Raw genomic sequence first — 12,585 nt, forward strand, 5'->3', positions numbered from 1 at the left:
CCGGGGGAATCAGTGCGCCTACCCCTTTGACCATGACGAAGGGGAGCCCCCGGCAATGCCCAAGGCACTCGAGCCGCACTTCGAGGACGTGCAGGCGCACTACGACCTGTCCGACGACTTCTTCAGCCTGTTCCTCGACCCGTCCCGGACCTACAGCTGCGCGTACTTCGAGCGCGACGACATGACGCTGGAGGAAGCTCAGCTCGCCAAGATCGACCTCGCCCTCGGCAAGCTCGGACTCGAACCCGGGATGACGCTGCTCGACGTGGGATGCGGCTGGGGTTCGACGATGAAGCGCGCCGCGGAGCGATACGACGTCAACGTCATCGGGTTGACGTTGAGCCGCAACCAGCAGGCCTACGTCGAAAAGCTGCTCGCCGACGATCCCAGCCCGCGCTCGAAACGGGTGCTGCTGCAGGGCTGGGAGCAGTTCTACGAACCCGTCGACCGCATCGTGTCGATCGGCGCCTTCGAGCACTTCGGCCCCGACCGCTACGCCGACTTCTTCCAACACGCCTACAAGGCGCTGCCCGACGACGGGGTGATGTTGCTACACACCATCACCGCGTTCAATCCGAAGACCGCCCAGGCCGACGGCATCCCGCTGACGTTCGAGCTGGCGCGGTTCGTCAAGTTCATCCTCACCGAGATCTTCCCCGGCGGCCGGCTGCCGTCGATCGAACTGGTGCAGGATCACGCGGTCGCGGAAAGCTTTGAGGTACAACGTGTTCAGCCGCTGCGGTTGCACTACGCCCGCACCTTGGACCTGTGGGCGCAGGCGCTCGAAGAGCACCGGGACCAGGCAATCGCGCTCCAGTCGCAAGAGGTTTACGACCGCTACATGAAATATCTCACCGGGTGCGCCAAGTTATTTCGCAACCGTCACACCGATGTTTGCCAGTTCACTTTGAAAAAAATCTGATCCCGATTTTCCGAAGGCGGCGCGCTTCTGACGCGGTCCGAATGGGCTAGCGTTTAGGAGGGATCACGAGTGGGTGGGAGTTTGCACCGATGTCAAATCTGAAACCAAAGTACGAAGAACTGCAGTCCATTTACGACATTTCGAACGAGTTCTACGAACTCTTCCTCGGCCCGACGATGGGCTATACCTGCGGTTATTTTGAGCGCGAGGACATGACGGGCGACGAGGCCCAGATCGCGAAGTTCGACCTGGCCCTGGGCAAGTTGGGCCTCGAACCCGGGATGACGCTGCTGGATGTCGGCTGCGGCTGGGGCGCCTGTATGCAACGCGCCATCGAGAAATACGACGTCAACGTCATCGGGCTGACGCTGTCCGGTGAGCAACGCAAGTACGCCATCGAGAAGTTGGCGAAGGTGCCCACCCAACGCAGCATCGACGTCCGGTTGCAGGGCTGGGAAGAGTTCGACGACAAGGTCGACCGCATCGTGTCGATCGGCGCCTTCGAGCACTTCGGGTTCGAACGCTACGACGACTTCTTCGACATGGCCTACACGTCGCTGCCCGACGACGGCGTGATGTTGCTGCACTGCATTACCGGGTTCGACATGCGCAAGGCCAAGGAACTGGGTCTACCGATGACCTTCGAACTGGCGCGGTTCGCGAAATTCATCATGACCGAGATCTTCCCGGGTGGTCGGCTGCCCTCGGTGGAGAAGGTGCAGGAGCATTCGCAACGCGCCGGATTCGAGCTGTCCCAGCTGCAGGAGATCGGCCCGCATTACGTGCGGACGCTGCAGATCTGGGCCGAGCAGCTGGCGGCGCACCGCGAAGAGGCGATCCGGGTGCAGTCCCAGGAGGTCTACGACCGGTACGACAAATACCTCAACGGTTGCGTCAACCTGTTCCGCGTCGGCCACACCAGCGTCCACCAGTTCACGCTGCGGAAGTGATCAGCGCAGCGGCACGTCCAGCAGCGGGCGCGGCTCGCGGGCACCGGGGCCGTCGAAGTGCCACCATTCCCCGTCGTAAACGGTGAAGCCGCCCGCGGTCATCGCGGCACGGAGCAGGGCCCGGTTGGCCTGGGCGGCGGGCGTCACACCGGCGGTGGCGTACGCCGGCGCCCGGGGTGAGAACTCATCGAAGTCGGTGCCCATGTCCAGCAGTCGGCCGGTGCGGTCGGCAAGCGTGACGTCCACCGATCGACCCGCGGTGTGGCTGCGCGCCGAGGTGCCGGGACGGGCCACCCAGTTGGGGTTCGGCACCACCTCGAACATCCGCACCTGCACCTCATGCGGCCGGTAGCAATCCCAGAACACCAACCGATTGCCTTGGGCGCCTGCGACTTCGGCCGCCGTGATCAGGCTCGCCACCAACGATTCATGAACCAGGCAGCGCGCGTCGGCCGGATAGAGGCGGACGCCCAGGAAGTTGTCGGCGGTGGCGTAGCGCAGATCGACGATCGCATCCGGGAGCACACCGCGCACGTCGACGAGGCCGGCGCGACCCGCCGCATCGACGGGCCCGGCCGGTTCGGCGTCGGCGCTCAGCGGGGTGGCCATCAATAGCGCTCCCAAAACGAAGGTGGACCCGATGCGCGCGAGTCGAGGGACTCGGCGCATCAGGTCCACCTGTGCAGAATCTGTCTACGCCTCGGCGAAGTTGCGCGTGATCGACGGGTCGACCGGGATGCCCGGGCCGGTGGTCGTCGAGACCACGATCTTCTTCAGGTAGCGGCCCTTCGAGGACGCGGGCTTGGCGCGCAGGATCTCATCGAGCGCGGCGCCGTAGTTCTCCACCAGCTTGGCCTCGTCGAAGGACGCCTTGCCGATCACGAAGTGCAGGTTGGCCTGCTTGTCGACGCGGAAGTTGATCTTGCCGCCCTTGATGTCGGTCACGGCCTTGGCGACATCCGGGGTCACCGTGCCGGTCTTGGGGTTCGGCATCAGGCCACGCGGACCCAGCACCCGGGCGATCCGACCGACCTTGGCCATCTGATCGGGGGTCGCGATGGCGGCGTCGAAGTCGACCCAACCACCCTGGATCTTCTCGATCAGGTCGTCGCTACCCACCTCGTCGGCGCCGGCGGCCAAGGCCTCCTCGGCCTTCTCGCCGACCGCGAACACCACAACGCGGGCGGTCTTACCGGTGCCATTGGGCAGATTGACGGTGCCACGCACCATCTGGTCGGCCTTGCGGGGGTCGACGCCGAGCCGGATCGCGACCTCAACGGTGGCGTCCTGCTTCTTCGACGACGTCTCCTTGGCCAACTTGGCCGCCTCGAGCGGGGAGTAGAGCTTGTCGCGATCCACCTTCTCGGCGGCTTCGCGGAAGGCCTTGCTGTTCTTGCTCATTGGTATCCAATCAATTGTCGTTGGTTGTGGTTGTCGGGCCGATGCCAGCCCTCCCACTACAAGTCGACTACTCGACTTCTGTCCGGTCGATCGGCAAGCTACTCGACGGTGATGCCCATTGAGCGGGCGGTGCCGGCGATGATCTTGGCGGCAGCGTCGATGTCGTTGGCGTTGAGATCTTCCTTCTTGGTCTCGGCGATCTCGCGAACCTGGTCCCAGCTGATCTTGGCGACCTTGTCGGTGTGCGGGGTGCCGGAGCCCTTCTGCACGCCGGCGGCCTTAAGCAGCAGCTTGGCGGCCGGCGGGGTCTTCAGGGCAAAGGTGAAGCTGCGGTCCTCGTAGACGCTGATCTCCACGGGGATGACGTTGCCGCGCTGCGACTCCGTCGCCGCGTTGTACGCCTTGCAGAACTCCATGATGTTGACGCCGTGCTGACCGAGCGCGGGACCCACGGGCGGGGCGGGGTTGGCCTGCCCGGCCTGGATCTGCAACTTGATCAGCCCGACGACCTTTTTCTTCGGGGCCATGGGTGTGGTGTTTCCTTACTTGCTTGCTACTTGTTCGATGGGCGCGTTCGCACCCGCTTGCTAGCCCGGCGGACCGGACTAAATCTTGGCAACCTGACCGAAGGTCAGCTCGACAGGTGTTTCGCGGCCGAAGATGGACACCAGCACCTTGAGCTTCTGCTGCTCCGCGTTGACCTCGCTGATGGAGGCCGGCAACGTCGCAAACGGACCGTCCATGACGGTGACCGACTCGCCGACTTCGTAGTCGACCAGGATCTCGGGACGCTCCAGGCTGGCCTCACTGGAGGCACCGGAGCCGGCGGCCGCGGTGGACTTGGCCGCCTTCTTGGCCGCGCCCTGCGGCAGCAGGAACTTCACGACATCGTCCAGCGACAGCGACGTCGGCCGCGACGTGGCGCCGACGAAGCCGGTCACACCGGGAGTGTTGCGCACCGCCGACCACGAATCGTCGGTCAGATCCATCCGGACCAGGATGTAGCCCGGCAGCACCTTGCGGTTGACCTGCTTGCGCTGGCCGTTCTTGATCTCGGTGACTTCCTCGGTCGGCACCTCGACCTGGAAGATGTAGTCGCCGACGTCGAGGTTCTGCACCCGGGTCTCGAGGTTGGCCTTCACCTTGTTCTCGTAGCCGGCGTAGGAGTGGATGACGTACCAGTCGCCGGGCTTGGCGCGCAGCTCACGCTTGAGCGCGGCGGCCGGGTCCTCCTCGACCTCGGGCTCCTCAGCGGCCGCAGCGTCCTGCACATCCTCGGCCGGAGCTGCATCCGCGGACGCCGAGTCTCCGGGCGTATCGGTGATCGTCTCGTCGATGATGACGTCTCCGTTGTCGCCCGACTCACTCGCGGGCGTGTCGCCCTCGAAGCTAGTCACGGTTGTCAGTCCTTCCTCACGTAAAAATCGTCGGTTCTAGCCGAACACCAGCAGAACCAGTCTGGCCAGCCCCATATCGGCCAGCGCAATCATCGCCACCATGAACGCCAGGAACAGCAACACCACCGTCGTGTAGGTCACCATCTGCTTGCGGTTCGGCCAGATGACCTTGCGCAGCTCGTTGACGACCTCGGTCAGGTAGGTCCAGACGAACTTGAATGGCGCCAGAACACCGCCACCGGATGCGGCCTTGGCCTTCTTGGCCTTGCTGACCTTGGCGGTCTTCGCGGGGCCCTCGGCGCCCTCGGTGTCCGCGTCGGCCTCGGCCGCGGTCGTGCTCAGCGCACGCTGGCGGGACCGCTTGCCGGTCGGACGCGCCGGCGCAACGACCGCCGTCTGGCCGCCACGCTGGGTTTCGGCCGCATCGGCCCGGGCGTCGTCTTCGGCGCCGTCGCTATTGGCGTCGGCACTGTCGCGCTCGTCGCTCACCGCACGCTCCTTAGCTCCATCCGCTGCCCGCCGGGCCCGTTACTTCGCATCTCTCCAGTGTCCACCATTGCCATATTCACTTGAGCAGGGGCGACAGGACTTGAACCTGCAACCTGCGGTTTTGGAGACCGCTGCTCTGCCAGTTGAGCTACGCCCCTTCGAGTCCCTGCGGCACTCCTCACCGTCACACGCTAGTTTGTCTCAGTTCGTACTAGCCGCAAGAGCCCCACACAACTCGCGCGCTCTCCGAACGGTCCTTGGCGAACCGACGGACAGCGCGCTTGTCTGGGAGAACCCCGAGGTACGAGTGTACATCGGGGAAACTCGGTTCCACTAATCCGCGGTGCGGGATCGCGCTAATCCGCCACCCGGGTGACCTGACCGGTCGCGACGTCGAATTTGACCTTGGCGGACTCGTCGCCCTGCTGGCCCATCAACGTGGTGAACGCTTCCAGGACCACTTCGCCGTGCTGGTTGGTCAGCGTGTTTCGGGTAACCACGATGTCGGCACCGAAGCGCTCGACCACCGACTGCACGGTCATCACGGGATGCAGGTGATCGCCGACCTTGATCGGCTGGTGGTACACGAACTGCTGATCCACCTGGACGATCTGCATGGTTTCCATGCCGACGTCGACTTTGCGGAAGAAGTCCTGCTGCACGATCAGCGCGACGGTCGAGACGAAGGTCAGCGGGGCCAGCAGCGAGTCGTAGCCCAGTTCGGCCGCGGCCGCCTCGTCGTAGAACGACGGGTCGTCGTTCTTGACCGCCTTCGCATATTCGCGGACCTTTTCCCGACCCACCACGAAATAGTCGTCGTACTTGTGGACCATGCCACGGATATCGGTCTTGAGCGCCATGAGTTGAACCGATCCCCGACTAGGCCAGCGTCGCCGTGGCCACGGCGCGCCCGAAGATCTTCTTGCCGCCCGTGGTGGCGCTGATGGCGATCGTCACCGACTTCGTCTCGGGTTCCACCGACTTGACCCGACCGTTGAACACGATCTCGGCGCCCTTGGCGTCGTTGGGGACCGGCACCACGGCGGTGAAGCGCACGTTGTACTCGGTCACGGCGCCCGGATCACCCACCCACGACGTCACGAAGCCACCGCCGAGGCCCATGGTCAACATGCCGTGCGCGATCGCGGTGTCCAAGCCCACCAGCTTGGCGGTCTCATCGTCCCAGTGGATCGGGTTGAGGTCGCCGGATACGCCAGCGTAATTCACCAAGTCCTGCCTGGTCAGCGGGATGACCTTCTCCGGCAAGGTATCGCCGACCTGGACTGAACTGAATTCACGCAGCGCCATCGTTGAAGCCACTCTCTCCGTTTTCCTCACTACGCCCCGCAAGGGTGGTGTAGGTCTCCTGAACTAACTCGCCATCCTGATTGGTGATGATGTTCTTGGTGACAATGATGTCGGTGCCGTGGGCCTGCCGCACGGCATGCACGTACACGTCGCAGTAGAGCTTGTCGTCGACCTGGATGGGACGCAGGAACTTCAACTCCTGATCGACCTGGACGATCTTGGCGTCGTGAATGCCGATATCGGCGCTGGCGAAGAACGCGCGCTGAGCGGTGTAACCGAACACCGAGATGAAGGTGAGCGGCGCCAGCAGACCCTGGTAGCCCAGGGCCTCGGCGGCCGATTCTTCGAAGAACGCCGGATCGTCGTTCTTGACGGCGGTCGCGTACTCGCGGATCTTCTCCCGCTCCACCACGTAATGGTCGGGGTAGCGGTAATGCATCCCGACGATGTCTGCGGATAGTGCCACGGGCTAAAACCTACCTAGTAGATCCCGGCAAACCGGCTTCGGTCTGCGCCGATGGAACGCGTCAGCGAGACTCGCGATGGGGTTGGTGCTTAGCGCAGTTCGGGCAGAACTTCTTGAGTTCCAACCGGTCGGGATCGTTGCGACGATTCTTCTTGGTGATGTAGTTGCGGTGCTTGCATACGTCGCAGGCCAAGGTGATCTTGGGCCGGACGTCGGTACTGGAGGCCACTTTGGCTGCTCTCCTCTTTTAGGGTCATGCTTGTCTTGTAGCGGTGGGGGGACTCGATCCCCCGACCTCACGATTATGAGTCGTGCGCTCTAACCAGCTGAGCTACACCGCCCCGATCGACGCGGTCGGCACCCCGTCCGGCATCCACCGAGCCCCCTAACGGAATCGAACCGTTGACCTTTTCCTTACCATGGAAACGCTCTGCCGACTGAGCTAAGGGGGCCGAACTGCGTGGCCCGCGCGGTCCGTTCGGAAACGGCGGGCGGGCCTTAAAGAGGGTACAGTCTGCGGCATTTGTACGCCAAACCGCTGGTCAAACGGGGTGCCACGGGCCGAAAACCCGCAAAATCGCGCCCCGACCCCCGGCCGGGGCGCGATTTTCGCCGGTCTCCTCGCCCGCCCGAGCGGACTAGCCCAGCAGCCAGTCGTTCGGGCTGAACAGCTCGCAATGCACCCGGTGCTCGGGCACCCCCCGAGTCGCCAGCTGCGCCCGCACCGCCTGCACGAAGCCGTTGCTCCCGCACAGGTACACCTCGGCGCCGGCCGGGATCTCCGCGAGCGCGTCGAGATCGAGCAGCCCCGCGTGCACACCGGGCCGGCCGCCGGTCAGGCCGTCCTCGTACCAGACGTCGAGACTTGCGTGCGGCAACTGCTCCACCAGCTCGCGCTGGCGCTCGCGCAGCGGATGCTGCTGATCGCCGCGGTCGGCGTGCAGCACCTGCACGGTCGCGTCGGTCCGGCGCGCGGCGAAGTATTCGAGCATCCCGATCATCGGGGTGATCCCGATGCCCGCCGAGATCAACACCACCGGGGTCGCGGCCGAGGCCGGGGCCGGCAGGTCACCGAACGGGACGGTGACATCCACCAGGTCGCCCACGCAGATGTTGTCCCGGATCCAGCTGGACACCTCGCCGGCCGGTGCACCCTCGACCGCGTCCACGGGCCTGACCGCGAACGTCAGTTCGCCGCTGCCGGGCACGTTGATCAGGCTGTACTGGCGGAGTTGGCGGGCGCCGTCGGACATCGTGACGCCCACCGACACGTACTGGCCGGGCACGAAGTCACCGAGCGGACCGGCCAGCGGACGGACGGTGATCAGCACCGCCCCCGACGGGTCGGCCACCCGGGAGAGCACCCTGGCGCGCCGGTAGACATCGCCGGCGGCGACGCCGGCCGCGTCGTACAACTCGTGCTCGAGGGCGATCAGGGTCTCGGCCATCATCCAGTACACCCGGTCCCAGGCCGCGGCGACCTCCGCGGTCACGGTGTCGGCGCCCAGCACCGCGACGATCGCCGCGAACAGGTGCTCGTGCACGATCGGGTACTGGTCGGCGGTCACCCCCAGCGAGGCGTGCTTGTGCCCGATGCGGGACAACAGGTCGGCGGGGTGCGGCAGGTCGGGATCCACCAGATGGGTGGCGAACGTCGCGATCGAGGCGGCCAGGGCCCGCTGCTGGGCGCCGCTGACCTGGTTGCCGCGGTTGAACAAGTTGCGCAGCAGCGCGGGATGCGCGGCGAACAGGCCCTCGTAGAACCGCCCGGTGATGTCGTCGATGTGGGCGCCGATCAGCGGCAGCGTCGCCTTGATCACCTCGACGTGGTGCGGCTCGAGCTCGACGCGTACGGCCGACGATCCGGGGGTGGTGACGGTCATCGTGGGGTCCTTTCTCCAGTGAGTTGCAGAACAACCGGGAGGCTTGGGCTCCCGGCCAGATCGGTGACCGTGTATCGGTCGAGTTCGCGGTAAAACGCCTCTTTGGCCTCGGCGAGCGCGCGGCGCAGTCGGCAGGCCGCGATCAGCGGGCACGGGTTGTCCCCGCCGCATTCGATGACCTCGCGGTCGCCTTCGAGTTGGCGCACCAGCCAGCCGACCGACGCGGTGCGGCCGGCCTCGGTGAGCAGCAGTCCGCCGACCCGGCCGCGGCGCGCGTGCAGCATGCCCAACTCGGCGAGCCGGGACACCGCCTTGGCGACGTGGTGCTCGGAGGCGTGCGCCCCGGCGGCGATGGCGCGGGTGGTCACCCGCCGGTCCGCGGACTCCCCGGCCGCCAGCAGCATCATGGCCCGGAGTCCTAAATCGGTGAACCGTGTGAGCTGCATGAAGCTGACGGTATTTATTGCGCATCCCAGATGCGAATTTTGGCGGTGTGTGGTTAAACACCGTGTGAAGTGCGGTTTTTTGACCTGCAATGATGGAGGCATGGCTAACCCGACAGCTGCTTCGACATCCCAGGACCGGCTCTACTTTCGCCAACTTCTGTCCGGCCGCGACTACGCCGTCGGCGACATGATCGCCGATCAGATGCGCAACTTCGCCTACCTGATCGGCGACCGGGAAACCGGTGACTGCGTGGTGGTCGACCCGGCCTACGCGGCCGGTGACCTCCTCGACATCGCCGAGGGTGACGGCATGCGACTGTCCGGTGTGCTGGTCACCCATCACCATCCCGACCACGTCGGCGGCACCATGATGGGGTTCACGCTGGCCGGCCTCGCCGAGCTGATGGAACGCCAAAGCGTGCCGATCCACGTCAACACGCATGAAGCCCAATGGGTTTCCCGCACCACCGAGATCCCGATGGCTGAGCTGACCGCCCACGAGCACGGCGACAAGGTGAGCGTCGGCGACATCGAGATCGAATTGCTGCACACCCCCGGCCACACCCCGGGCAGCCAGTGCTTCCTGGTGGACGGTCGACTGGTGGCCGGCGACACGCTGTTCCTCGAGGGCTGCGGCCGCACCGACTTCCCGGGCGGCGACGTCAACGAGATGTTCCGCAGCCTGCAGCAGTTGGCGGCGCTCTCCGGTGACCCGACGGTGTTCCCCGGGCACTGGTACTCGGCCGAGCCCAGCGCCCCGCTGGAGGAGGTCAAACGGACCAACTACGTCTACCGGGCCTCGAACCTGGACCAGTGGCGCATGCTGATGGGCGGCTGAGTCCCGCGTGACCGCCCGGCGGTAACGTCGAGGTCGGTCATCCCACGTGTCATCCTCGAGGAGCATCATGAGCGGTCCGGTCACCTATCGCCACGACGATTCGATCGCCGTGATCACCCTCGACGACGGCAAGGCCAACGTCCTGGGCCCGCAGATGCAGCAGGCGATCTCCGACGCGCTCGACCGCGCCGAGGGCGACGGCGTCGGCGCGGTGGTGATCGCGGGCAACCAAAAGGTGCTCAGCGGCGGGTTCGACCTGAAGGTGTTCCAGTCCGGGGACCCCGAGGCCGCACTGGCGATGCTCAAGGGCGGTTTCGAACTGTCCCACCGACTGCTGTCGTTCCCCAGGCCGGTCGTGATCGCCTGCACCGGGCACGCCATCGCGATGGGCGCATTTCTGCTGTGCAGCGGCGATCACCGAATTGCGGCTCCCGGCTACAACATTCAGGCCAACGAGGTCGCCATCGGAATGGTGTTGCCGCATGCGGCGCTCGCGGTGATGGAGCTGCGGCTGACGCCGTCGGCCTACCAGCAGGCGGCGGGCCTGGCCAAGGTGTATTTCGGCGAGGCCGCGCAGGCCGCGGGCTGGATCGACGAAATCGCGTTGCCGGAACTGGTTTTGGAGCGCGCCGAGGAGGCCGCCCGCGAGTACGCCAACCTGCACCAGCGGGCCCACCTCGAGTGCAAGCTGCGCGCCCGCGCCGACGCCCTGGCGGGCATCCGCGCCGGGATCGACGGGATGGCCGCCGAACTCGGGATGCCCTGAGCGGTTTCGCCGCTCAGAGACCGAGACGGTGGGCCAGATCCGGCCCGCCGACGGCGGCGATGAACTCGGGATCCCCGCAGACCACGAGCTGATCCCGGGCCCGGGACAGGCCCACGTACAGCCGTTCCCGGGAGCGTTCGAACTTGGCCTGTTCGTTGACCACCAGCACCACGGCGCGCCGCTCCAGACCCTTGAACCCCAGCACGTGTCCGTAGAACACCTGGTCGGTGTCCCAGAAGCTGTCCCAGTAGGCGTCGTGGCCGCCGGCCTGGCGCGCCACCTGTTCGGGGTGCCGGCTTCCGGTGGTCAACAGCGCGACGTCCTCGGGACGCCAACCGGCATCCAGCAGTAGATCGACCTGATCGTCCCCGGCCGCCATCGCATCCGCCGCGCTGCACGCGACGTAGGTGACCGCGGGGCCCTCGCCGCCGAGGAACCGCATCGGATGGTCCACCAGCGGCTGGAACGCCGTGGCGATCTGCCGGGTGTTGCGCAGATTGTGATCGAGGATCAACGGCACCAGCGGCACCGGCGGCGCGCCGTATCGGTCGAAGACCCGCTGGCCCTCGTCGGTGAACACGTAGATGCCGTCGGATTCGTCGTCACGCAGCGCCGCCAGGATCGGATCCCACCAGGCGTCGGCGAAATCCTGCGCCTCGTCGATCACCACGGCGTCGAACCGATGGCCGGGTTCCAGGGCCGAGGCCAACTGCGCCATCTGGTGCGGCAGGTCGTGTTCCCAGAACCTGACGGTCTCGTCGTTGCGGACCGACTCGTCCGGCCCCTCGGGCGCGCCCCAGGTCACCCCGAGCCGATGGAACTCCCCGACGTAGGCGGGTTGTTGGCGGCGCGGCCATTTCGCGGTGACGCGTTGCAGGTAACTGGCCAGCCCGTGCGAGTAGCACACCAGCGCCACCCGCTGGCCGCGCTGGGCCAGCCGACGCGCCTGCTCGACCGCCAGAAATGTCTTGCCGCTGCCCGCTCCCCCGCGCACCTCCACCCGGTTCAGCTGCCGGATGGCGTCCAGGATCACCGACTGGTGGTCGGTGAGCATGTCGGCGGCGTCCTCGTTCGCCAACGCCCGCGCCACCACATCGCGTTGTGGCAGACCGCGCCCGCTGAGCACGACCTGCAGTTGCTCGATGCCCTCGGCGGCCAGCAACGGCCGATCCAGCTCCTGATCGAGCAGCACCCGGGTGAGCCGGTCGACGATGTGCGGCAGGTCGTCGCGGTCGATGACCTTCCAACGCGGGCACTCGGGCAACGCGAAGTCCTGCGGGACAGCGGAGTTCGGGAAGACCACGACGTGGTCCCACCGCAACCGGCGCTGGGTCCAACGTGGGTCGGCCTCGATGAAGGAGCGCAGCGCGTAGCACGCTTCGCGCGCCTGTCGGACCGGCTCGATCTCATGGTCGCGGCCGTCGCGGCGGCGCTGGCGCCAGCTGATGCCGTCGTGGGTGACCTCACCGCCCTTGACCTCCAGGCACACGACGCCCGCGCCCTCCATCGCGACGACGAAGTCGACCTCGTGGTCCTTGAGGTGGTCGGTCACCCGCTTGCCCGGAATGGCCAGATCCCGCGAACTCAGCTGCGCGGTCAACTCATCCCAGACCCGGCGTTCGGCGCCGTTGATCAGTCTGGGCACCTCGTCAGGACTCGCGGTCACCGCGGCCCCCTTCCCACGTCCGCTCGTGCGTCGAGATGGTAGCCGCAGCCACC

General features: G+C 66.1%; 16 protein-coding genes and 3 tRNA genes. 4 read left to right on the forward strand and 15 right to left on the reverse strand.

Going from position 1 to position 12,585, the window contains the following annotated elements:
* Window positions 1-55 precede the first annotated feature (55 nt).
* Complete coding sequence (locus RCP80_RS19350; RefSeq protein ID WP_308479215.1) at window positions 56-922, forward strand: cyclopropane mycolic acid synthase family methyltransferase; 867 nt, start codon at window positions 56-58, stop codon at window positions 920-922.
* Window positions 923-1,011: 89 nt separating this feature from the next.
* Window positions 1,012-1,872: a cyclopropane mycolic acid synthase family methyltransferase gene (locus RCP80_RS19355; protein ID WP_308479216.1), complete on the forward strand. Its 861-nt coding sequence runs from the start codon at window positions 1,012-1,014 to the stop codon at window positions 1,870-1,872.
* Here the strand turns inward: RCP80_RS19355 and RCP80_RS19360 are convergent, their stop codons facing one another.
* The 14 genes from RCP80_RS19360 to RCP80_RS19425 form a co-directional block, all read right to left on the reverse strand.
* Complete coding sequence (locus RCP80_RS19360; RefSeq protein WP_373693381.1) at window positions 1,873-2,541, reverse strand: M15 family metallopeptidase; 669 nt, start codon at window positions 2,539-2,541, stop codon at window positions 1,873-1,875. It abuts the gene before it with no gap.
* Between the two features lie 24 nt (window positions 2,542-2,565).
* Window positions 2,566-3,273, reverse strand: coding sequence for a 50S ribosomal protein L1 (rplA, locus tag RCP80_RS19365; RefSeq protein ID WP_308479218.1), 708 nt, complete (start codon window positions 3,271-3,273; stop codon window positions 2,566-2,568).
* Between the two features lie 98 nt (window positions 3,274-3,371).
* Window positions 3,372-3,800: a 50S ribosomal protein L11 gene (gene rplK / locus RCP80_RS19370; RefSeq protein WP_308479219.1), complete on the reverse strand. Its 429-nt coding sequence runs from the start codon at window positions 3,798-3,800 to the stop codon at window positions 3,372-3,374.
* A 78-nt stretch (window positions 3,801-3,878) separates the two neighbouring features.
* Complete coding sequence (gene nusG, locus RCP80_RS19375; RefSeq protein WP_308479220.1) at window positions 3,879-4,670, reverse strand: transcription termination/antitermination protein NusG; 792 nt, start codon at window positions 4,668-4,670, stop codon at window positions 3,879-3,881.
* 36 nt (window positions 4,671-4,706) lie between these two features.
* Entirely contained in the window at window positions 4,707-5,159 is a 453-nt protein-coding gene (gene secE / locus RCP80_RS19380) for a preprotein translocase subunit SecE (protein ID WP_308479221.1), read from the reverse strand.
* Window positions 5,160-5,244: 85 nt separating this feature from the next.
* Window positions 5,245-5,317, reverse strand: a tRNA-Trp gene (locus tag RCP80_RS19385).
* Window positions 5,318-5,515: 198 nt separating this feature from the next.
* Window positions 5,516-6,019, reverse strand: coding sequence for a (3R)-hydroxyacyl-ACP dehydratase subunit HadC (gene hadC / locus RCP80_RS19390; protein WP_308479222.1), 504 nt, complete (start codon window positions 6,017-6,019; stop codon window positions 5,516-5,518).
* Between the two features lie 19 nt (window positions 6,020-6,038).
* A complete protein-coding gene (gene hadB / locus RCP80_RS19395) occupies window positions 6,039-6,467 on the reverse strand; it encodes a (3R)-hydroxyacyl-ACP dehydratase subunit HadB (RefSeq protein ID WP_308479223.1) in 429 nt (142 codons plus the stop codon).
* A complete protein-coding gene (gene hadA, locus RCP80_RS19400; RefSeq protein ID WP_308479224.1) occupies window positions 6,454-6,933 on the reverse strand; it encodes a (3R)-hydroxyacyl-ACP dehydratase subunit HadA in 480 nt (159 codons plus the stop codon). The genes hadB and hadA overlap by 14 nt, the downstream gene beginning before the upstream one ends.
* A gap of 61 nt (window positions 6,934-6,994) precedes the next feature.
* Window positions 6,995-7,162, reverse strand: coding sequence for a 50S ribosomal protein L33 (rpmG, locus tag RCP80_RS19405; RefSeq protein WP_308479225.1), 168 nt, complete (start codon window positions 7,160-7,162; stop codon window positions 6,995-6,997).
* Window positions 7,163-7,200: 38 nt separating this feature from the next.
* Window positions 7,201-7,274, reverse strand: a tRNA-Met gene (locus RCP80_RS19410).
* A 38-nt stretch (window positions 7,275-7,312) separates the two neighbouring features.
* Window positions 7,313-7,385, reverse strand: a tRNA-Thr gene (locus RCP80_RS19415).
* Between the two features lie 186 nt (window positions 7,386-7,571).
* Window positions 7,572-8,816: a globin domain-containing protein gene (locus tag RCP80_RS19420; RefSeq protein ID WP_308479226.1), complete on the reverse strand. Its 1,245-nt coding sequence runs from the start codon at window positions 8,814-8,816 to the stop codon at window positions 7,572-7,574.
* Window positions 8,813-9,262 (reverse strand): RrF2 family transcriptional regulator, encoded by a 450-nt coding sequence (locus tag RCP80_RS19425; RefSeq protein ID WP_308479227.1) that lies wholly within the window; start codon window positions 9,260-9,262, stop codon window positions 8,813-8,815. The genes RCP80_RS19420 and RCP80_RS19425 overlap by 4 nt, the downstream gene beginning before the upstream one ends.
* Before the next feature lie 100 nt (window positions 9,263-9,362).
* Here RCP80_RS19425 and RCP80_RS19430 point away from each other — a divergent pair, with 100 nt between their 5' ends.
* Both RCP80_RS19430 and RCP80_RS19435 read left to right on the forward strand, forming a co-directional pair.
* Entirely contained in the window at window positions 9,363-10,100 is a 738-nt protein-coding gene (locus tag RCP80_RS19430) for an MBL fold metallo-hydrolase (RefSeq protein WP_308479228.1), read from the forward strand.
* Window positions 10,101-10,167: 67 nt separating this feature from the next.
* Window positions 10,168-10,866: a crotonase/enoyl-CoA hydratase family protein gene (locus tag RCP80_RS19435; RefSeq protein ID WP_308479229.1), complete on the forward strand. Its 699-nt coding sequence runs from the start codon at window positions 10,168-10,170 to the stop codon at window positions 10,864-10,866.
* A 13-nt stretch (window positions 10,867-10,879) separates the two neighbouring features.
* On the opposite strand, the gene RCP80_RS19440 is transcribed toward RCP80_RS19435, so the two are convergent.
* Window positions 10,880-12,532 (reverse strand): NERD domain-containing protein, encoded by a 1,653-nt coding sequence (locus RCP80_RS19440; protein ID WP_308479230.1) that lies wholly within the window; start codon window positions 12,530-12,532, stop codon window positions 10,880-10,882.
* Window positions 12,533-12,585: the final 53 nt, after the last annotated feature.

Source organism: Mycolicibacterium sp. MU0053, assembly GCF_963378095.1.
In the GTDB taxonomy this organism is placed as follows: domain Bacteria; phylum Actinomycetota; class Actinomycetes; order Mycobacteriales; family Mycobacteriaceae; genus Mycobacterium; species Mycobacterium burgundiense.

Bases quoted from the DNA above. Each gene is read 5' to 3' on its own strand.
- RCP80_RS19350 (WP_308479215.1), top strand. From the start codon at position 56: ATGCCCAAGGCACTCGAGCCGCACTTCGAGGACGTGCAGGCGCACTAC.
- RCP80_RS19355 (WP_308479216.1), top strand. From the start codon at position 1,012: ATGTCAAATCTGAAACCAAAGTACGAAGAACTGCAGTCCATTTACGAC.
- RCP80_RS19360 (WP_373693381.1), bottom strand. From the start codon at position 2,541: ATGCGCCGAGTCCCTCGACTCGCGCGCATCGGGTCCACCTTCGTTTTG.
- rplA (WP_308479218.1), bottom strand. From the start codon at position 3,273: ATGAGCAAGAACAGCAAGGCCTTCCGCGAAGCCGCCGAGAAGGTGGAT.
- rplK (WP_308479219.1), bottom strand. From the start codon at position 3,800: ATGGCCCCGAAGAAAAAGGTCGTCGGGCTGATCAAGTTGCAGATCCAG.
- hadC (WP_308479222.1), bottom strand. From the start codon at position 6,019: ATGGCGCTCAAGACCGATATCCGTGGCATGGTCCACAAGTACGACGAC.
- hadB (WP_308479223.1), bottom strand. From the start codon at position 6,467: ATGGCGCTGCGTGAATTCAGTTCAGTCCAGGTCGGCGATACCTTGCCG.
- RCP80_RS19420 (WP_308479226.1), bottom strand. From the start codon at position 8,816: ATGACCGTCACCACCCCCGGATCGTCGGCCGTACGCGTCGAGCTCGAG.
- RCP80_RS19425 (WP_308479227.1), bottom strand. From the start codon at position 9,262: ATGCAGCTCACACGGTTCACCGATTTAGGACTCCGGGCCATGATGCTG.
- RCP80_RS19430 (WP_308479228.1), top strand. From the start codon at position 9,363: ATGGCTAACCCGACAGCTGCTTCGACATCCCAGGACCGGCTCTACTTT.
- RCP80_RS19435 (WP_308479229.1), top strand. From the start codon at position 10,168: ATGAGCGGTCCGGTCACCTATCGCCACGACGATTCGATCGCCGTGATC.